Raw genomic sequence first — 19,683 nt, 5'->3', positions numbered from 1 at the left:
CTGCCTTATGGCGGCCCTTTTTTATGGGGCGCTTACATGAGTTCTGGCGGCGGCGGTGGCAGCACACCGAAACTGGTTGATGACAATCTCACATCAAAACAATTTTACAGGGTACTGGACTTGCTGTCAGAGGGGCCGATCTATGGACCTGTTGATCAGACTTATCTGTCCTCGTTCATGCTCAATGACACCCCTGTCACTGATTCCAGCGGTAATGTGTCAATTAACGGTGTCAGTGCCGCCTGGCGCCCCGGTAGCCTGACTCAGACGGCGATTACCGGATTTGACACCATTGAGGCAACAACAATTGTTAATACTGACGTGACTTATGACACTCCCCTTGTGCGAACTGTCAGTGATGAAGATGTCAGCCGGGTTCGTATGAATATTGGCGTGTCATCGCTGGTTGAGCAGGACTCAAAGGGCAACCAGAAAAACACGTCAGTCACAATGGTGATAGAGACCCGCACCGGTACGGCTGCATGGTCGACTGCTAAAACTGTGACCATTACGGGGAAAATCTCGGGGGAGTACCTGGAAGCGCATCTGATTGACGCGCCGGAAACCAAACCGTTTGATATTCGCCTGCGCAGAATTACCGCTGACAGCACCAGCGATCTCCTCAATAACGGCACCGTATGGAACAGCTATACGGAAATCACCGATGACAGCCTGTCGTACCCGTATACCGCTATTGCCGGGTGTGTTGTTGACCGCGACCAGTACACAGACACACCAACCCGCACTTATCATCTGCGCGGTTTGATTGTTGATGTGCCGGATAATTACGACCCGATTGCACGCACTTACACCGGGATCTGGGCCGGTGGATTCAAGTCAGCATGGACAAATAACCCGGCCTGGCTGTTTCGCGCGCTGGTGAAGAATATCCGTTATGGCCTGGCTAAATATGCGGGCTATGTCGATGTGGATGACGGCACGCTATACATCCTGTCGCAGTTCTGCGATCAGGAAGTTGATGACGGCTATGGTGGTAAAGAGCCGCGCATTACGATGAATGCCTACCTGACCGATGCCTCCAGCGCCCGCGACACCTTGGATAAGATTGCCAGTGCCTGCCGGGGCATTGCACTCTGGGACGGTATGCGATTTTCGATGATTATCGATAATCCGGCTGACCCGGTTGCCGCCGTGACCAATGCCAGCGTGGTTGACGGTAAATTTACATACAGTTCGATGAAGCGCAGCGAACGCTATAACGCTGTTGTCGTATCGTGGACAGACCCGAACAATGGCTGGAGCGCGTCGAAAGAATACGTTTCTGATGATGAGCAAATCAGCCTTTATAACTACAACGAAACGACGTTGGAGGCGTTCGGATGTACGTCCCGTGGTCAGGCCGTGCGGGCCGGAAAATGGCTGATTGAGTCCTGCAAGCGCGAATACCGCAAGGTTTCATTCCAGATGGCGCGCGATGCTATTGCTTTCATGCCGGGCGATATTATTGAGGTTGCGGATAACAACCGCGCCGGAACGCGGCTGGGTGGCCGGATAATGTCTCACAGCGGCGCACAAATTACCGTTGACGCTGATGTGACCAGCCTGGCCGGGAGCGGTGACTCGATGTCGATCATGGGGGCAGACGGGAAATTTGCTAAACACACCATTTCAGCGGTGAACGGTCCGGTTATCACTCTTTCCGCTGCACCTGCCTGGGTGCGTGACGGCACTGTGTTTGCGATTTCAACGGGGCAGGTGGCAACGCAGCTTTTCCGGATCATGGGTATAACCGAAGATCAGAACAACTCCACTTACACCATCTCGGCAACCCGCCACGACCCGAACAAACAGGCGGTGGTTGATGAAGGCGCTGTGTTTGAAACGCCCAGCGATACGCTGAACGCATACCGCGTGCCTAACGTTGAAAACCTGACCATCATCAACACCAATTCTGAAACCGTCCAGGTTACGGCGAAGTGGGAAACCGCAACCACCACCAAAAAGCTGACGTTTGAACTGACGGTCTACACTGAAGCCGGTGCGGTGGTGAAAAGCTACGAGACTGAGGCGTTCACCTATGATTTTTATGGGCTGGATGCGGGGAGCTATACGCTGGGGGTACGTGGCCGCAACAGTAATGGCATGAAGGGTGCGGAAACGCAGGTCAGCCTGGTAATCGGTGCGCCGTCTGCGCCAACCTTTATTCAGTGGACCCCGGGCATATTTTCGGCTGATATCGTGCCGGTGATGAATGTTACCGCTACGACCGATACATCATTTGAATTCTGGTACACCGGCGAGGTGCAGGCCAGCAGCGTTGCTTCGGTTGAGGATGAAGCAAAGTTCCTCGGGCGAGCATCTCAGTGGACCCTGCACGGTTTAAAAGCTGACACGACATATTATATGTATGTGCGCACAAAGAATGCCTTTGGTGTGTCTTCTTTCGTGGAAGCGTCAGGACAGGCGTCCTCTGATATACCCGGAATGATTGACCTGATTGATGATCAAATCAGGCAATCCGAAGCATTTGAAAACCTCACCACGCAAATTGATACGAACATTGAAGGGATGCTTCAGAACGCCCTGAATAATAATGCTTCGGTAGATTATCAGTTTGCGGTCAATGGAGAAATAAAGGCTCAAGTTATTGTCATCACGACCACCATCGCTTCAGTTAACCAGGCGATGGCCGAGCTTGAAACTCAGGTTCAGGCTGAAATCGGCGATCTGAATGCAGCTGTTAGCGAAAAACTCACCGCAACCGTAACTGATAATGGAACGGCGAAAGCGTCATACACACTTCAGGTCGGTATAACGCGATCAGGGGTTTATTATGGCGCAGGCATGGCAATCGGTATTGAGCCATCAGGCACCAGCTATAAATCCACAATTGCATTCAATGCTGATCAGTTCGGCATTTACACAGGAAGTGACGCGGGAAGTTATCAGCTGGCGTTTGCTGCTTTGAATGGACAGGTGTTTATTAATGATGCCTTGATTAATTATGCCGCAATAACTCTTGCAAAGGTTGGCTCCTGGTATTCTTCAAATTATGCCGCTGCAACAACAGGAACAATTATGAAATCAGATGGTTCATTCGAGCTTAATGGTGCAGTGTCCGGACAGGGCCGGTTTGTTGTGGATAACAAAGGTGCAGCCTGGTATAACGCAAGTGGACAACTTGTTTGTTCGATGGGGGCGGCCCGATAATGCCAGCCGGATTTACAGCGTATATTGATGGAACAACATATGACGTTCTTAACTCGATGTCGTTCAACTTTGTGGTCGATATTATTACAGTATCCGGGAGCGGTAGCAAAACTTACAGCCTGCCTGGTTTTTCACTCACCGCGGCGATTTTAGGAGGTCGCACAACTTACGGCAGCAGCCAGATAACGTTTGGCACATCGGTTTCAGGGCAAACAGTAAGCTGGTCAGGCGTTGACACGGTATCAAAGGTCATCGTGGTCGCCACGGCCACGACAATTGGCAGTTATTCAGGATTCGTTCTGAATGACTATAGTGTGAATCCGCCCGTGTTCAAAATAGCGCCACCATTTACACCATTCAATCTTGTCCAGGTTATTGACCTCACGCCGACTGGCGGCCAAATTTTGCAAACCAATGTGCCTGCGTCGATGCCGTTTATAGCGTTCCATCGTTCTACGAGCGCATCCGGGTTTAACAATGTCTGGTGGACCGAAATAACGCAGAACGGGTATTGGGCGTTGCAATTCAGAGGCAATTTTGGATCAACAATGTCTGCTACTCGTATCTATGTTTTCTCAAAGATGATGGTGAATACACCGGCGGCGGGATTCTTCATGTATGACAATGGGCAGATTGTCTGGCACCAGAACTGTCTGCCCCTGAAATTGACAGTGGGTTCAACCACTACCTCTGATGTCCCGGTGGCAATAACAAGTGGTGTATCAGTAGTAGTGGCGATCCCTGTTACCGGAAATTCAGGTTACGTAAGATATAACTGCTATAGCGCAGGATTTAATATATCCGGCACAAGCAAGTATGAGGCTCAAGGGGGGAATCTGTATAATCAGGTGTCCTATGATAATGAACAGGCACCTTATCAGTATTCATGTAGCCCCCCGGCTTTTATTGAAACAAATGTGTACGATACCTACTACCATCAGGCGTTAGGGGTTTAGCCGGTCACACTCAGATGTGTCAATAAACTGTGATTTATCTGTCCATGTGTAAAAAGGATATCCGGCAAGGTATCGGCCATTTTCTTTCTTGAAAACCGGAATGTCATAACTATGGTTTGATATCTTGGCCTTGTTGCTGCATATCGGCGGCGTCGATGATGCACATCCAGAGATGCAGATTGAAATAAGAATCACGCTGACGAGACTTTTCATTATTAGTTCCTTTTTGATGTGTATGGATGATCGAATCACGAATTTAATTAATGATTAAGTGAATAAAAGAGATCGATAAGATCGATTTATTTTCTTGAGCCATTCGAAATGTCGAATAAAAACCGGACGCAGCGCCGGTTTTTTATTGTCCGGAGAAAATATATGCCAGCAGGCACTATCACCTTAACTAATGGTTCAACTGCGGTTACAGGTAGCGGTACAGCTTTTACAACTGATGTGGCGGTCAACGGGTTTATCGTGGCGAGCGTTGGCGGTACGGCGTATACGCTGGGGATCAGCGCAATAACAAGCAATACTGCGCTGACATTGACGCAGGCATACACCGGCCCGACAACATCAGGTGTTTCATTTGATTATGTCCCGCTGGCAACGCTGAACCTGATAACGTCGGCGCTGGCATCTCAGGTTACTTACGCCATTCGCGGGCTGAACCTGGACAAAGCGAACTGGCAACAGATTTTCTCCGGCACAGGTAATGTAACCGTAACGTTGCCAGATGGGACAACCTGGACAGGACCGGCATGGAACGGGATTACCACCACGCTTGGCACGAAGATGGACAAGGGCGGCGGTACGTTCACCGGGGATATATCTGGCACTAAGGCCACTTTCACCGGCGATGTGGTTGGGGGAACCCTTAAGGGTTCGGGTTTTCAGGTCGGTGACTACGCTAACGCTGCCGGAGCACAAAACTATGTATCTTGCTCCTCCGGTATCATGGAGATGTATGCAGCTCAGCCGTTTATCGACTTCCACTATGGGAACAGTCCACTTGATTATACCTCCCGTATCATTAGTGACGGCTCTTATCAAATTACGGTCAACTTTGCTGGATCACTGACGACTGGTGGTGGCATGTTCCGTGTAAATAACGGCGGCTACTGTTGCAAAGCCGGTAGTACCGGCGCATTCACGAACTTCGTGTACAACCTTCACTGGAATAACCCCGGCACTGGATCGGTAATGACGCTGTATGTCGGAACGACCTCAGTCGGTAACATCACGCTGGCGTCAACATCTGACAAAATGCTTAAAACTGAACCTGTTTATATGGCCGATGAAGATGTGTCTTCTTCTCTGGCCGAGGTTGTGCAGTGGAAAGCAGCAAAATTCAAGTATAAAGCCCGTGGCATCATTGAAGAGTCTATCGAGAAGCTGGGATTTATCGCTAACGATTTAGTTGAAGTGTCGCCACAGGCGGTTATAGGTGAAGGGCTGCCGGATGACTATGATATTGAGGCTAACCCAAACGGAATAGATGACGCCTACACCCTTGACCCGATAGCTTTGATAGCGAAGCTCACGATGGCTGTCCAGGCGCAGCAGAAGTTGATAAGCGCCCAAAGCGATACGGTTACTGCCTTGCAGGATCGCATCACTGCTCTGGAAGGTGCTGGATCTTAAAACCCATGCACCAAGCCTCAATAGCATCCTCAGATTAAAATTCCTTTCCCAACAGACCCTTCTCAGGAACCTCTGAGAATCAACTTGATCGATTCTACCGATCGATAATACTGTATATACGTACAGTTATCTATCAGAGGTAATCGCCATGCCGCGCGACTACGAAATCATGATTGCCTTCAGGCAGGCGATAAAACGAGACGCCGTGGGGCGTTTCACGGTAAGCACACGCGATTTTGTGCGGGAGCTGGACCGGATGAACTGGCATTACACGTTGCGTGCTGCCAACAAGTGGATTGAGACTCACACAACAACTTTTCGTGACATTTCGACAGCAGAAGGTGAAGAGCGGCTATTCCAGGTATTTAACCCGAATGGTGGCATGTGATGTTCGCCCTGGTTGATGTGAACTCGTTCTATGCGAGCTGCGAAACGGTTTTCAGACCAGACTTACGTGGTAAGCCGGTGGTTGTCCTGTCGAACAATGATGGCTGCGTGATAGCAAGATCGGCAGAGTCGAAGATCCTGGGTATTCGAATGGGCGACCCATACTTCAAGATTAAGAACGAGCTGCGCCGCCATAAAGTGCATGTCTTCAGCTCCAATTATTCGTTGTATGCCGACATGTCTAACCGCGTGATGTCTACCCTTGAGGAAATGGCACCGGCAGTTGAAATCTACTCAATCGATGAAGCCTTCATGAATCTTTCTGGCATGGAGAGGCATCACTCACTGGAAGAATTTGGACGGCAGGTGCGCGCACGTATAAAGCGGGACACACACCTTACTGTGGGCGTCGGCATTGCGCCGACCAAGACACTGGCAAAACTTGCAAATCATGCAGCCAAAAAGTGGACTAAAACTGGTGGCGTGCTTGATCTGTCGAATGTAGATCGCCAGCACAAGCTGATGGCTCTGGTGCCGGTCGAGGATGTGTGGGGCGTTGGCCGCCGCATCAGTAAAAAGCTCAATGCAATGGGTATAACAACCGCGAGAGACCTTTCAGAGCAGAGCACTTACATCATCAGGAAGCATTTCAATGTGGTGCTGGAACGCACAGTGCGTGAATTACGTGGCGAGCCGTGTCTTGAGATGGAAGAGTTCGCACCGACAAAGCAGCAGATTGTGTGCTCACGATCCTTTGGTTCACGCATCACGGAATACAGCGATATGCGTCAGGCCATATGCGCCTATGCAGAGAGAGCTGCTGAGAAACTGAGAGGCGAAAAGCAGTACTGTCGCCAGATAGCTGTATTCCTTCGTACCAGCCCACATGCAGAAAACGAAGTGTTCTACGGCAACCAAGCCACGGGGAAGCTGCTGACGCCGTCAAACGACACACGGGACATCATCCGGATGGCAATGGAAGCACTGGAACGTATCTGGATACCCGGACACCGTTACATGAAAGCAGGTGTGATGCTGGGTGACTTCTTCAGTCAGGGTGTTGCGCAGCTCAATCTGTTTGATGAAATCCAACCACAGGCCAACAGCGAAGCGCTGATGAGAGTCGTTGATGGCCTAAACCAGAGCGGGAAGGGTAAATTATGGTTCGCAGGTCAGGGCATTCAGAAAGCGTGGGATATGAAACGCGAGATGCTGTCTCCGGCATACACCACCAGATTTTCGGATCTGCCAGTGGTGAGATGACACACATACTTGATACCCCGGATGGATATGTGGTGGTGGACAAATCAGTTAAGCCGGTGCTGGGTGACACAATCTATTTTGAAGCCTGGGATAAGTATCAGATTGGCCGACTGGAGAAACGCGCGATCATCTGTGAAGACGGCGACACGATAGAGGGTGAATCGCTGGAAGAGGTAGCGGTGATCGGTGTTATTACCTGGGTGATCACAAGAACCAGGGATGGGGAAGGGCCGACGATTTAAAGGATAAACCTAAAAAAGCCCGCGCTGCGGGTGGTGTGCAGGAGCGGGCAATATTTATCATGGATACGATACTTGAATTGAAAGTGTCATGGTGGTTCAACATGTCACCTCTTAACTTTAGCAGAATGCCAATGACGCGCAAAAAAATACCCGCCCAGAGCAGGTATAATTAATTCAAATTGCAAATCTCTCATGTTCGCTACGCATGCTGTGTGTAGCTTGCCCATACAAGGTATGAGTGAACATTATACATAAATATTTTGAAACTGGTCCAACTTGTTTGATTTGGGCAAAAAAATGCCTGCTTAAGCAGGCGCAAAATTCGCTACATGGATCAACCCATATGATTTCTAAGACATTATCCCCAGGGAAAAGTTCAGCAATACGTTCTATGCTTATTACTAAGTCAAATTAATGGTCGTAACGTATACATGAAAGAACTGAAGTCTCAGAGGGCAGGGATGATAGGTTGTGCTATAGGAACAGCAGTGATTGAGTTGAGTGCGAAAGGTATCCCACTGAACCGGGCCAATATTTTGTACGAACTAGAGCGCATCGCAGCTGCGTCGAAAGAATTGCCCGTAAAAGCTATCGCAAAGGATGCAGCAAACCTTCTCAGAAGAGGGTGTAGTTAGAAGTATCCCTGGCATTTTTGTGCGACCTATGCTTGAGGTTGCCCGACTGGTCCTTTGCTCATCGGTCCACCGGGGATTGATTGTTCAGCCGGTACATTGGGGCGGCCATCGGGGCCAATTGGTCGGTCAGAGTGATAACATCCCGCTAAAGTGATCAGACTTACAAAGACAATAATTAGCCAACTTAACGAACGTTTCATAAATGGCATTCCCTTTCACGCAGCTTAATGTTGCTACTTAAGCATAGTGCATTCTCTGAGTCTTTGGTTGCAATCCAGGTACGGCTTAGCTTCTCGCAAATACAAGTCGTTGATGGATACAGATGACACATCTGATGGGGAAGGGCCGACGAAATTACTGTACCGAAATTTGTCCGAACCAGATCCGAAAAAAGTGGTAACTGTTTGATCTGTAAAGTCTGCAATGGTAAGTGTTGCAACCATGAAAAGAGGTGTTTTTGTTATGTATCACCATGATAAATAACAGAAATATCCCAATGCATCGTAAACAGGAATCGTATTCGGTCTTTTTTTGTCTGCATGTTGAGCTAGCTCTGCATGCGATAGATGCTACCAGTCCCAGACATCTACTCACGCCACCATGCCTGGAGCATGTCCCACGATAGCTCTGTTTGCCGTCCGAGTTGGTATGGTCATCCTGTATGATGAGTTCACTATTTTGAGATGAGATGGGTTTGTGTTGCATTGCCTGTAGCGGTTAACGAGAAGCAACATAGCCAGAGTGAAACTTGCCAGTAACCGTATTTGTGCAATACTTCCTTATTGAAAGGTAAATAATTTTTTGATCGCAATGAGATTGATCTCAATTGATTTGTGGCAATCCTGATATCTTAACCGTGTGATTCGGTGCTGATTATTCTGCGGGGCAATGATAAATTGCGCTCATAGCTGTTATTATTAAATATCAATAGTGTAAATTGTAATAATTTATCTCTGTGGTGATTATTTTTAGATTGATGCCGAGGTATGGCATACGCCGATTTAATCCTCCTGTACGCGCCCTGATTGGGTTGGGAAGGTGTTTAGGCATTTTTGTATCTATTCAGTCTCAGGGTTATTTTAAATCTTCAGATACAATAACTAATAAAAATTACGAAAATTTTAATTTAGTCGAAGAACGTTGAAAAATTACAGATGTCAACGTTATATAAACCAAGTGGTGATGTTTCTTCTAACCGCTTGGCTGGTAATGTATGATGTTTTTATGTGTGGTTGAAGTATTGAGGGCGATTATGATTTTTGATAACAATTCTGCATGTCTTTACACAGCAATATTCGGTGGCTATGAGAAACTGAATGAACTGGAAGGCGAAGCAAAGAAATCAAAGATTAGAAAGATATGCTTTACCGATGATAATGAGCTTACCAGTGAAACCTGGGAAATCAGGGTGGTAAAACCTGTATTTCCTCTGGATTCTGTGAGAAGCCAGAGGATGGTTAAAGTGAATCCACATCATTTTCTTTCTGATTTTAAAAGCTCTTTATACATCGACAACACGGTGCGGTTGCTTGTTGATCCGGCATTATTGATTGAGGAGTTCTGTAGCTATGGCAACATAACCATGCCGATGCATTCTTATCGGGAAAGTGTTTATGAAGAATTCTTCGAAGTCGCTCAGACAGGACTTGATGACTCAGCCAGGGTATTTGAGCAACTGAACCATTATCAGGTAATTTGCCCTGAATCATTACACCGCAAGCCGTATTGGGCAGGAATGATTCTTCGTAATCACATGGAGTCTGATGTCATCGAAATTATGGAAGAATGGTACAGGCAAATTTTGAGATATAGCCGACGCGACCAGCTTTCTTTGGTTTATTCCGAGATGATGACCGGTAATAACATCAGAAAACTTGTAATTGATAGCCATGAATCGAGTTTTCATCAATGGCCCATTACTAATTCAAGGGATTTTAGTAAACGTTCCTGGTCGTCGTCACTCTCAGGCGCGATGCCAATTTTTGAGAAAATTAAAACGGTAAAAGCCGCCGAGCGTGATTTAGAAGAAAAAATCAGGCGACTGGCAAAGATGGGTGAGGAAATAGCCGACACTTATAAACCCTCAATGATACCTGAAGGTTTTGACCCTGAACTCTATCTTGCGCTGAATAAAGATGTCGCGGCTGCAGGTGCAGATGCTGTAAAACATTATCTCAGACATGGTTGGCGAGAAGGCAGACGCTGGCATTAATTATTTTAAATCAGATAAAGAGGAAAAGGAGTTCCTTTTTTCATTAATACGTTAACAATATCTGCCATCTGGTTAATCACCCTTGTTATAAAAACGTTTCCCCTCCGCTCCCGCCTTCCCCTTTTTGGTGCTTCCCGGTTGATCAAGAAATACAGACATGATCAGGTCATTACTGCTAGCTTAACAGGACCGATAATTACCACAGGAAAACCGTCGTGTACAAAGCTCTATGTCTGCTTGCCATCCTGCTCCTCAGTGGTTGTGCACTGAAACAATACCCGCAAGCGCCAGCAGTGACTGATGAAGAAGCAAGAAGTTATAACTGTCCAGCGTTGCAAACTGAGATTGCTAAAACTCAGGCGATGCAACAACAAATCGATAAAACCGGTGAATTTGATGCCCTGACGGTCATTGGGTTTGTGGGCGATTTTGGCATCGGAAACGGTATTGCTAAAGCGAATGCAAATAGCAAAGTGAGCGCACGTCTTAAACAGCTTGAAGCACTGAAAGCGATTCGTTGCCAGGAGTCTCAGACCGGCTAATCACAGCACGACATGCTCTGGCGGTCAAAAGATGGTATAAGAGTGGCGCTAAAAAATGGTTGCCTGCATACAAGGATTCTCGATGGCAAATACACAATATCTTCTCTGGGTGATGATTGGCACATTAACCCTGTTATGTGTGTTTATTTCCGCGTTGGTTGGCCGGGCAAAATCGCCGCGCCTGGGATTTATTACCTTCGCGGTATTATTTATCGGCTTTATGACCGCTATTTTCTTCATCACGCGTTAGCTGATAACGCATTGCCACACCTGTGGTGTGGCAAAAGTGATGAGAGTTATCGAGCGGTATGAAGTGAATTTCGGTGCTGGGCAATAAGCTGCTCAGCCAGAGGGCGATCTTCTTCATGCCGGGATATGTAGTATTCGTAAGGGTCTTTCACTCCCAGGCTTTCGACATAATCCAGATGGGCGCGTTTGAGCTCACGGTTTATGTACTGCACTTCATCCAGCCCCATATCATCGGCGTAAACTGGCGCTTTACTTTTAATCTCACCAATCAAAGCCTTATTGTTCTGCATGAAGTCTTCTAAATCGATTTTATAATAATCTTTCATCGGCTTACTCCTTCAAACAACCTCAGGTAAAGTCTGGCAAAAGATGCGCTGGATATGTGTCTGTAGATGCTAACCAATCTTGCGGAATTTTCAGGCAGATGTTACTGAGTGGAATGCTTTAACTGCATGAATTATTTGATTATTATATAGATATCACAGGGAATGCTTATGAGAATGATTGTTAATATCATTTAACTTGTTCGGAATACTCCGAAGGTTTACATTACTTCCCGTCCCTCGCAGAGCTAACACCTTTAATGAGTGCCGGAGATAAGCGCCGGAAGGGGCATTCATCAGGGCTGCAGGAAGCAGCCGCTGTTGAATTTAGTCAGGCCCATCTCTCTGATTTATCCCACCACCAGTAAATGCACCAGCCGCGCAAGGGTTTCCAGCAGCAACAGGCTACCGATAAAAATCACCACCAGAATCCCAATAAACTGTTTCCGACTGTTCACGCTTCCTCCCCGGTGGTTACAGGCCGCCAGGCTATACTTTATGCCGTAATCACTAAACTTCCAGTAAACCAGCTTTCAGGAGACCATGATGTTTTACCAAACGGTCGATGCAAAAGCGTGGCGTAACATCTGGGTAGTCGGTGACTTACACGGATGTCGCACCCAGCTCGATTCACAGCTGATCCTGCACCAGTTTGATAAACAGCAGGATTTATTGCTTTCTGTCGGTGATTTGATTGATCGCGGGCCGGACAGTCCCGGTTGTCTTGAATTACTTAAAGAACCCTGGTTTCGCTGTGTGCGTGGAAACCACGAACAGATGGCTATCGCTGCTCTGCAAGGCAAAGATCCGATGTTATGGGTTATGAATGGGGGTGAATGGTTCTGGCAGCTACGTGGCACAGCTTTGATTGCTGCACGCCACGCGCTGAAGCAATGCGTGGAGTTGCCGTTGATTTTACATCTTCAGCTCGGGGATCGGGTGGTGGTGATTGCGCACGCTGATTATCCTGCCAGCCACTATGAACTGGGACAGGAAGTGGACTGGCATCAGGTGGTGTGGAGTCGCGACCGGCTGGGACGGCATCAACGGGGTAACACGATGGCGATTGATGGAGCCAGTGATTTCTACTTTGGTCATACGCCGCTGGAGCAACCGCTCAACGTTGCCAATCAACACTACATAGATACCGGCGCCGTGTTTGGCAACCGGTTGACATTGGTACAGTTGCAATAGCGGTTAGCGGAACAGACGACCGTCTCTAACCAGCTCGCGCGGATAGCTATTTTTGATGCGATTCCCGACTTTTTTTGCCAGCCCCAGCGTTTGTTGCTGGTAGGTCACCAGGACTTCATCGCGTTCAGGTAAATTTTCCGGATGGATATCCTGACCGCGATACCAGCTTTCCGCTTCCGCTTCCGTCAGTGCAAACGACAACGCGTTATCCGCTTGTGTCAGCGCAACCACGGCTTCATGCTGCCAGCGATACCCCTTGGGGAAAGTCTCCGCGAGTTTCAGGCCAATGCGTGAAAAGCGTACTTTACCCAACCAGCTTTCCAGCGCCGCCGGAAACAGCCACAGTTCTTTATCGCGTTGCCATAACTGAAGATTATCCTCCCAACGCAAACCCACTTTCGCGGCGGCTTGCTGCACTTCAGCGTTCAATTTTCTGCTGGCAGGAGAGAAGGGCAGTTTACCCACTTTATAGCTAGGTGTCGGCAATGCGGGCAGACTGGCAATTTTGCGCAGGCGAGCAACAAAGAACCCTTCGCTATCATAGATATGCGGGAATACATGCAGAAAACCTTCCGGTGTCAGCGCCTGTTCCGCCCCGGTAAACAGGCCAGCCAGCGGAACGATTTCAACCGCATCGGGATAGCGTTGCTGCAACCAGCTGATAACTTGTTGATTCTCAATCTGATTAAGGGTACAGGTCGAGTAGATTAACGTTCCACCAGGCTGTAGCGCATGAAAGGCGCTGTCGAGAAGATCGCGCTGGGTGGCGGCAATCTCTTCCGTGCTGGCGAGTGTCCAGTTGCGCAGCGCATCAGGATCTTTGCGCACCACGCCTTCACCGGAACAGGGGGCATCCAACAGGATGGCATCAAATTGTTCCGGTAACGCAGCACCAAAAACCCGGCCATCAAAGTGGGTGAGAGCGACGTTGCTGACGCCACAGCGGCTGATATTGGCATGCAAGACCTTGACCCGGCTGGCGGAGTATTCATTAGCAAGGATGGCACCCTGATTGTGCATCAATGCCGCCATTTGTGTGGTTTTAGAACCCGGTGCCGCAGCAACATCCATCACCTGATGGGCATCCGGAGCCGCATCAAATAATGCCGTTACTGGCAACATGGAGCTGGCTTCCTGAATGTAGAACAATCCGCTGAGATGCTCAGCCACGCTGCCGAGCGGGAGCGATTCATCGTCGCGTTCAATCCAGAAGCCTTCTTTGCACCAGGGGATCGGCGTGAGCTGCCAACCATAATCTGAAGTTTGGGCGAGAAAATCATCCACGCTAATTTTTAACGTGTTGACGCGCAAGCTGCGACGCAAGGGTTGTTGACTGATGGCGAGAAAGCGTTGCATTTCAGTCTCGTCAGACAAGCTGGTGCGCATCAGCGCAAGGAAATCTTCTGGAAAGCGTTCGGACACGGGTTTCTTCCGGGGGAAAACAAACAGAGCGCGAAGTGTAACACGCGAAAAAGAATCGGGCAGCCAGGCTGCCCGATTTGCTTAGGGTTGTGCGGGGTCGGGAATTGCCGTGCCCCAATTGCGCCAGTCTTTCGGCGCTTCATCCTGTAACAGGAAATGTTTGTTGGCACCTGCCTGCGGAGCCAGTGGCACCGTTGGTGGTGTGGCAAACTGAATGCCGCCCTGAATAAATTGCTGGAAAGTACCGGTTTTCACCACACCGCCAATCAGGCCGAAATTCAGGTTGTAGCCGGATGCCAGCCAGAACACCGAGTTATTACGTACCAGATGTTGATATTTCTTACTGATGCGCAGCGCGACCTGGACACGGTCCGCCATGTTGCCCAGCGAAGTACCGGTGACGGTACCGACTTCCACACCACGGAACAGCACCGGTGTACCGACGGAGAGCGAACCGGCTTCGGTTGCATCAACGAAGATATTCAGGCCGTTAAGATAACGGGAATCGGTGATGGTGCTGTCCTGAAGCTCGAACGTCCGTGACTGCGCCCCTTTGCCGGGATCGACGTTGACATAGGGTTGGAGCAAGGTTTCGAGGTGATTAACACCGGCTGCCGAAATCTGTGGAGATACCACGGAGAAGCGGCTGCCAATACGGGCGAAGTCCTGCACATATTCGGGATACAGCACCGCTTTTGCCACGACCTGGTTGTTATCGGCACTGAGCGACAATGATTCGACCTGGCCGACATTGATACCGAGATAACGAATCGGCATGCCTGCGGCAAGTTTGCTGGCATCGAAAGTATGTAACGTAATCTGGCTACCCACAGCACGCGCTGCCGTTTCAGAGGGGTACAGGATACGTTTAACCCCTTTGGCCGCCTGTGCCCCACTCAAATTGTCGAAGCTGATGGCGCCTTTTAACGCGCGGTTCAGCGGGGAAGCTTGTACCGTCAGACCGCTGCCATTTAACTGAACCTTGGCACCGCCTTCCGCCCAGAACACGCTTTCACTGGTTAACAGTTTGCGGTACTGAGGTTCAATATGTATCGAAATTTCAAATGCATCGGCGCGAGGAACCACATCCACCACTTCACCGACCTGGAATTTGCGATACAAAACCACCGAACCGGTCTGCACATCAGGCAGGCTGTTGGCGGTGAGTTTCAGGGTGGCAGGAGGCTGCTCGCCAATGATGCCTTCCTCGGCGCGTTCAGCATCGGCATACAGCGGATAGTGACTGTCCGGGTTGCCTTTCGCACCCGGAATCAGACGAATACCGCCGTCCACCCATTCACGCGCACTGGCACCGAGCACCTGCATGCCATCCAGGCCAAATTTAACGTTGATACGGCTATTGACGACAAATTTACTGTCAGCGTGTACCAGATGGCGATACTCCGGATTAATCGCCACCACAAAACTGATGCCTTGTTCATCCAACTGACGTGAAATCACCTGACCAATCTGCATGCCATAAAGCATCAGCGGCTGACCGGCATCGATGCCATAGGTCTCCGGGGCGTTCAGTTTTAAGGTCAGAACGTCGGGTTTTTGCAGCAACGATTCACTGGCTGGCAGCACACTAAAGTGGTCCTGCGGTTGGCCTTCGCCGGGGATCAATTCAAAGGTATTACCGGTCAGCAGGCTGCTGAGGTTGGTGTCAGTCAGGCTGATCTTCGGCGAACGCATCTCAATGCGTGTACCACTGCGCATCAGACCGGCAACGGAAGGATCAACGGTCAGCTCACCGGTGACTTTACCGCCAGGAAGTAGATTGAGTTTGGTTAAGGTGCCGACTTCCAGGCCTTGATACATTAATGGTGTACTGTCGGCTTTCAGGTTATCACCACTGGGTAAATCAAGGCTGACCTGCACCCCCCGCTGGCTTTGGGCCAGATCGGGATATAGCGTGTAGTTCTCATCGCTTGCCGCCTGCTGGCCCTCATCCGGTGAGTCAAAGGCGATGGCACCGTTCACCAATGCCGCCAGACTCTCCAGCTTCACCTTAGCCCCGCTCAGGCTGACATCCGCATCCACGCCCGAGACGTTCCAGAAACGGCTCTGCTTTTTAACCAGGTTAATGAAACGACGCTCGATAAGCACATCAATGGTCACACCATCGGTGTTGCTATTGATGCTGTAGTCATAGACCCGGCCAACCGGGATTTTGCGGTAGTAGACCAGCGAGCCAGTATTGAGCGAACCCAGATCGGGGGCGTGCAGATGGATCAACAATTCACCGGTATTTACGCGATATTTCGGCTGCGTATCCAACGCGGTGAAATGTTCCTGTGGATTACCGCTGCCAGGCATCATGCCAATATAGTTACCGCCCACCAGCGCATCCAGCCCGGAAACGCCCGCCAGAGAGGCTTTAGGAGTGACCAGCCAGAACTGCGTGTTGTCGCGCAGCGCATCACGCATGTCGCTTTTGATACTGGCTTTGATCTGGATGCTGTGATAGTCATCACTCAGCACGATCCCCTGTACCGTACCGACTTCCACGCCCTGATAACGAATCGGCGTGCGCCCCGGCACGATGCCGTCCGCGCTTTGGAAGTTAATCGTGATGATGGTTCCGCGTTCCTGATAATTGGTCCACAGCAGCCATGCGGCAATCAGCAGGGCAATAATGGGCAATAACCAGAACGGCGAAATCTTGCGTTTGTTACGCAGATTAGCGCTAGTCGGTGTAGTCGGCGTTTCCTGTTGCATGTGCATCCCAAATCAGGCGGCTGTCAAGCCACTCAACAGCCATAATGGTCAGGATTACTGCCGCACCAAAGTAGAGCGCGGCGGGTCCCATCGTAAAAGCCAGCAGCTGATCACGATTGACCAGCGACATGGTTAAAGAAATGACGAACAGATCGAGCATCGACCAGCGGCCGACCCAGGTGACGGCGCGCAGCAGACGGATACGGGTCTTCAGCCCCTGTTCACATTTAAAGTGGATACTGAGCAATAACGTCAGCATTACCAACACTTTGGTAAACGGCACCAGAATACTGGCAATAAATACCACGGCAGCCACCGGGATATTGCCCGAGGCCAGACCGAGAATGCCGGAGAAAATAGTATCTTCACGCCGGGCACCATTGACGTAAACCACTGAAATCGGAAGCAGATTAGCAGGGATCAACAACACAATGGAGGCAATCAGCGACGCCCAGGATTTTTGCAGGCTATGGCGACGGCGAAAATCCAGCGGCGTGTGGCAGCGGGTGCAGCGTCCGCGATTGTCAGCCACGCCGGTGTGATGGCAATTCAGGCAGACCTGCCATTGTTCGGGAGGCGAGGTCGGTACGGATTGCGGGTAATAATGTTCCCACAACTGTTCAACATTGAGGTGGATCAGGGTCAGAACGCTGAGAACCGTCAGCGCGATATAGGCCACCATGCCGTAACCGACCTCCAGTGTGGCGTAATCCTGGACTTTGATTGATGCCACCGCGACACCCACCAGATAGATATCCAGCATTACCCACTCTTTTAATTTCTCCAGCATCAACAACACCGGACGCAAATTCATCCCGAGCGCATGACCGATGCCTAAATAGCTGATGCCTGCTACCAGGGTGACTGGCGCACCAATGGTGCAAAACGCCACGATCGATGCCGTCAGCACATCGCCTTGCTGCGTCATTTGAATCACACCTTCCAACAGGCTGGCGTTGATGCGCATCCCGAGCAAACGAATATCCACCAGCGGCAGGGTAAAGGCGAAGGGCATCAGCACCAGCATGGTAACGGCCATGGCGGTAAGACGCGTCATTGACCAGTCAAAACCGCTCTGAATTCGGGCATTGCAACGCGGGCAGTGGGCAGCCTGATGCGATTTAACATCCGGTAAGGAAAAAAGGGTATCGCATTGCGGACAACGCTGATAACGTGCGTGGGGCAACGTCTGGCTGATAGCGTGAATTTTCATAGGGTGACGCAAGTGGCCCATCGTTTGTTACTGTTACCGGCATGTCATACAGCGCTAGCTGGCTGAGACAGCTGTCGTGGCATCAAGTTCGATCCACAGAAAGCTAAGGGTATAGTAACTAACACAATGATTCACCTTGTGAGGCTGGATTATTAGTGCTTATTTTAACAACTAAGTGACAAAGCGGCTCTGCTGTAGCTGATTATGGTTAAACAATGAACAAAAAAGCCTTTTACGAGGATTTAAATCGCGATGCTCGCGCACTGCTGGCGGGTGAAACGTCTTTCCTCGCTGCGCTGGGCAATTGCAGTGCGCTGCTATTTGAACGCCTGGAAGGCGTGAACTGGGCAGGATTTTATTTGCTGACTGAGGCGAATACGCTGGTACTGGGCCCTTTTCAGGGCAAAATTGCCTGCGTTCGAATTCCAGTCGGTAAAGGTGTTTGTGGCACGGCGATTGCAGAAGAGAAAGTGCAGCGCGTGGAAGATGTGCACGCTTTCCCTGGACATATCGCCTGTGACGCCGCCAGTAATGCGGAAATCGTGATTCCTCTGAAAGTGAATGGCACGTTAGTCGGTGTGCTGGACATCGACAGTACGGTTTATTCTCGCTTCGACAGTGAGGATGAAACGGGGCTGGTGGCCCTTACTGACGGGCTTTGCGAAGTGTTGGCGGGCAGCGATATTGAAAAATATCTTCAACTGACGCGCAGCTAATCGACTGGATCACATAGCATTTGGCGATGTTGTCATTATAATGTCGCCTGTTCATGCCTGCTCTGGTCGGCAAACCCGTTGTAATCAGGAAATTTCATGGAAAATCAACCTAAGTTGAATAGCAGTAAAGAAGTGATCGCCTTTCTGGCGGAGCGTTTTCCGCACTGCTTTAGCGCCGAAGGTGAAGCGCGTCCGCTGAAGATCGGTATCTTTCAGGATCTGGTCGAGCGAGTTCAGGGCGATATGGGCCTGAGCAAGACGCAACTGCGTTCGGCTCTGCGTCTTTATACCTCAAGCTGGCGTTACCTTTACGGCATTAAAGCAGGTGCCATCCGTGTGGATCTCGACGGCAACGCCTGTGGCGTGCTGGATGAGCAACACGTAGAACATGCGCGCAAACAGCTGGAAGAAGCGAAAGCACGCGTACAGGCACAGCGCGAACAGCAAAAAGCGAAGAAGCGTGAAGCTGGCGAAGAGACTGGCGAACCACGCCGTCCACGCAAACCGGCACCGCGTAAAGCGGCAGAAGGTGATGCGCCGCGTAAACCGCGTTCGCAGGCACCGCGTGCTGCGTCTTCTGAACGTAATGCTGCACCTCGCCCGCCGCGAGCTAAACCCATCACTGATACCTCAACTTTGCAACCCGGCCAGAATATTAAAGTTAAAGCAGGCAAAAGTGCGATGGACGCAACCATTCTTGAAATTACCAAAGATGGCGTTCGGGTACAGCTCGCTTCCGGCATGGCAATGATTGTGCGCGCAGAACATTTGCAGTTCTGAAACGGAGGCTGACCCTGGC

Annotated in this window: 17 protein-coding genes; 12 read left to right on the top strand and 5 right to left on the bottom strand. The window is 49.9% G+C overall.

Annotated elements, in window-relative coordinates; genetic code table 11:
- The first annotated feature begins 36 nt into the window (after positions 1-36).
- Together AC6I8R_RS11375 and AC6I8R_RS11370 are read left to right on the top strand one after the other, a co-directional pair.
- Positions 37-3,171, top strand: a complete 3,135-nt coding sequence (locus tag AC6I8R_RS11375; RefSeq protein ID WP_497832263.1) for a TipJ family phage tail tip protein — start codon at positions 37-39, stop codon at positions 3,169-3,171.
- Positions 3,171-4,127, top strand: coding sequence for a hypothetical protein (locus AC6I8R_RS11370; protein ID WP_497832262.1), 957 nt, complete (start codon positions 3,171-3,173; stop codon positions 4,125-4,127). Before AC6I8R_RS11375 ends, AC6I8R_RS11370 begins: the two co-directional genes overlap by 1 nt.
- On the opposite strand, the gene cor is transcribed toward AC6I8R_RS11370, so the two are convergent.
- Positions 4,116-4,340 carry a phage exclusion lipoprotein Cor gene (gene cor, locus AC6I8R_RS11365; RefSeq protein ID WP_497832261.1) on the bottom strand — a complete coding sequence of 75 codons (225 nt, stop codon included), beginning with the start codon at positions 4,338-4,340 and terminating at the stop codon, positions 4,116-4,118. The two genes, AC6I8R_RS11370 and cor, sit on opposite strands and share 12 nt — an antisense overlap.
- 162 nt (positions 4,341-4,502) lie before the next feature.
- On the opposite strand from cor, the gene AC6I8R_RS11360 reads away from it, so the two are divergent.
- From AC6I8R_RS11360 to AC6I8R_RS11330, 7 genes are all read left to right on the top strand, one after another.
- The gene (locus AC6I8R_RS11360; protein WP_497832260.1) at positions 4,503-5,765 is read left to right on the top strand and encodes a tail fiber domain-containing protein; all 1,263 of its coding nucleotides are present in this window, start codon (positions 4,503-4,505) and stop codon (positions 5,763-5,765) included.
- Positions 5,766-5,913: 148 nt separating this feature from the next.
- Positions 5,914-6,153: a DNA polymerase V gene (locus tag AC6I8R_RS11355; protein WP_497832259.1), complete on the top strand. Its 240-nt coding sequence runs from the start codon at positions 5,914-5,916 to the stop codon at positions 6,151-6,153.
- Positions 6,153-7,415 (top strand): translesion error-prone DNA polymerase V subunit UmuC, encoded by a 1,263-nt coding sequence (gene umuC, locus AC6I8R_RS11350; RefSeq protein ID WP_497832258.1) that lies wholly within the window; start codon positions 6,153-6,155, stop codon positions 7,413-7,415. The genes AC6I8R_RS11355 and umuC overlap by 1 nt, the downstream gene beginning before the upstream one ends.
- Complete coding sequence (locus AC6I8R_RS11345; protein ID WP_497832257.1) at positions 7,412-7,657, top strand: hypothetical protein; 246 nt, start codon at positions 7,412-7,414, stop codon at positions 7,655-7,657. The genes umuC and AC6I8R_RS11345 overlap by 4 nt, the downstream gene beginning before the upstream one ends.
- 1,848 nt (positions 7,658-9,505) lie before the next feature.
- Positions 9,506-10,504, top strand: coding sequence for a glycosyltransferase domain-containing protein (locus AC6I8R_RS11340; protein WP_415174518.1), 999 nt, complete (start codon positions 9,506-9,508; stop codon positions 10,502-10,504).
- A 215-nt stretch (positions 10,505-10,719) separates the two neighbouring features.
- Positions 10,720-11,046, top strand: coding sequence for a hypothetical protein (locus AC6I8R_RS11335; protein WP_415174519.1), 327 nt, complete (start codon positions 10,720-10,722; stop codon positions 11,044-11,046).
- 82 nt (positions 11,047-11,128) lie between these two features.
- Entirely contained in the window at positions 11,129-11,296 is a 168-nt protein-coding gene (locus tag AC6I8R_RS11330; RefSeq protein ID WP_021182986.1) for a hypothetical protein, read from the top strand.
- Between the two features lie 46 nt (positions 11,297-11,342).
- Here the strand turns inward: AC6I8R_RS11330 and AC6I8R_RS11325 are convergent, their stop codons facing one another.
- Complete coding sequence (locus tag AC6I8R_RS11325) at positions 11,343-11,621, bottom strand: hypothetical protein (RefSeq protein WP_497832256.1); 279 nt, start codon at positions 11,619-11,621, stop codon at positions 11,343-11,345.
- Positions 11,622-12,164: 543 nt separating this feature from the next.
- On the opposite strand from AC6I8R_RS11325, the gene AC6I8R_RS11320 reads away from it, so the two are divergent.
- A complete protein-coding gene (locus tag AC6I8R_RS11320; protein WP_021182988.1) occupies positions 12,165-12,812 on the top strand; it encodes a metallophosphoesterase in 648 nt (215 codons plus the stop codon).
- 3 nt (positions 12,813-12,815) lie between these two features.
- Here AC6I8R_RS11320 and rsmF read toward each other — a convergent pair whose 3' ends face one another.
- The 3 genes from rsmF to yebS all read right to left on the bottom strand — a co-directional run bounded on the left by rsmF (position 12,816) and on the right by yebS (position 18,168).
- Positions 12,816-14,234: a 16S rRNA (cytosine(1407)-C(5))-methyltransferase RsmF gene (rsmF, locus tag AC6I8R_RS11315; RefSeq protein WP_497832255.1), complete on the bottom strand. Its 1,419-nt coding sequence runs from the start codon at positions 14,232-14,234 to the stop codon at positions 12,816-12,818.
- 81 nt (positions 14,235-14,315) lie between these two features.
- Positions 14,316-16,955 (bottom strand): PqiB family protein, encoded by a 2,640-nt coding sequence (locus tag AC6I8R_RS11310; RefSeq protein ID WP_036625107.1) that lies wholly within the window; start codon positions 16,953-16,955, stop codon positions 14,316-14,318.
- Entirely contained in the window at positions 16,924-18,168 is a 1,245-nt protein-coding gene (yebS, locus tag AC6I8R_RS11305) for a membrane integrity lipid transport subunit YebS (RefSeq protein ID WP_415174521.1), read from the bottom strand. The genes AC6I8R_RS11310 and yebS overlap by 32 nt, the downstream gene beginning before the upstream one ends.
- Before the next feature lie 215 nt (positions 18,169-18,383).
- Between yebS and AC6I8R_RS11300 the strand changes: the two genes are divergently transcribed.
- Complete coding sequence (locus tag AC6I8R_RS11300) at positions 18,384-18,884, top strand: GAF domain-containing protein (protein ID WP_021182990.1); 501 nt, start codon at positions 18,384-18,386, stop codon at positions 18,882-18,884.
- A 96-nt stretch (positions 18,885-18,980) separates the two neighbouring features.
- A complete protein-coding gene (gene proQ / locus AC6I8R_RS11295) occupies positions 18,981-19,664 on the top strand; it encodes an RNA chaperone ProQ (RefSeq protein ID WP_021182991.1) in 684 nt (227 codons plus the stop codon).
- Positions 19,665-19,683: the final 19 nt, after the last annotated feature.

The sequence above is a fragment of the Pantoea sp. X-Soil-OKNW-713 genome (genome assembly GCF_059730685.1).
This window is presented reverse-complemented; position numbering and strand designations above follow the sequence as displayed.

What these genes read in the sequence shown, in the direction of transcription:
- AC6I8R_RS11310 (WP_036625107.1), bottom strand. Translation starts at nt 16,955, where the DNA reads ATGCAACAGGAAACGCCGACTACACCGACTAGCGCTAATCTGCGTAAC.
- AC6I8R_RS11375 (WP_497832263.1), top strand. Translation starts at nt 37, where the DNA reads ATGAGTTCTGGCGGCGGCGGTGGCAGCACACCGAAACTGGTTGATGAC.
- cor (WP_497832261.1), bottom strand. Translation starts at nt 4,340, where the DNA reads ATGAAAAGTCTCGTCAGCGTGATTCTTATTTCAATCTGCATCTCTGGA.
- AC6I8R_RS11320 (WP_021182988.1), top strand. Translation starts at nt 12,165, where the DNA reads ATGTTTTACCAAACGGTCGATGCAAAAGCGTGGCGTAACATCTGGGTA.
- AC6I8R_RS11345 (WP_497832257.1), top strand. Translation starts at nt 7,412, where the DNA reads ATGACACACATACTTGATACCCCGGATGGATATGTGGTGGTGGACAAA.
- AC6I8R_RS11360 (WP_497832260.1), top strand. Translation starts at nt 4,503, where the DNA reads ATGCCAGCAGGCACTATCACCTTAACTAATGGTTCAACTGCGGTTACA.
- yebS (WP_415174521.1), bottom strand. Translation starts at nt 18,168, where the DNA reads ATGAAAATTCACGCTATCAGCCAGACGTTGCCCCACGCACGTTATCAG.
- umuC (WP_497832258.1), top strand. Translation starts at nt 6,153, where the DNA reads ATGTTCGCCCTGGTTGATGTGAACTCGTTCTATGCGAGCTGCGAAACG.
- AC6I8R_RS11330 (WP_021182986.1), top strand. Translation starts at nt 11,129, where the DNA reads ATGGCAAATACACAATATCTTCTCTGGGTGATGATTGGCACATTAACC.
- AC6I8R_RS11300 (WP_021182990.1), top strand. Translation starts at nt 18,384, where the DNA reads ATGAACAAAAAAGCCTTTTACGAGGATTTAAATCGCGATGCTCGCGCA.
- AC6I8R_RS11370 (WP_497832262.1), top strand. Translation starts at nt 3,171, where the DNA reads ATGCCAGCCGGATTTACAGCGTATATTGATGGAACAACATATGACGTT.
- AC6I8R_RS11340 (WP_415174518.1), top strand. Translation starts at nt 9,506, where the DNA reads ATGATGTTTTTATGTGTGGTTGAAGTATTGAGGGCGATTATGATTTTT.
- proQ (WP_021182991.1), top strand. Translation starts at nt 18,981, where the DNA reads ATGGAAAATCAACCTAAGTTGAATAGCAGTAAAGAAGTGATCGCCTTT.
- AC6I8R_RS11355 (WP_497832259.1), top strand. Translation starts at nt 5,914, where the DNA reads ATGCCGCGCGACTACGAAATCATGATTGCCTTCAGGCAGGCGATAAAA.
- AC6I8R_RS11325 (WP_497832256.1), bottom strand. Translation starts at nt 11,621, where the DNA reads ATGAAAGATTATTATAAAATCGATTTAGAAGACTTCATGCAGAACAAT.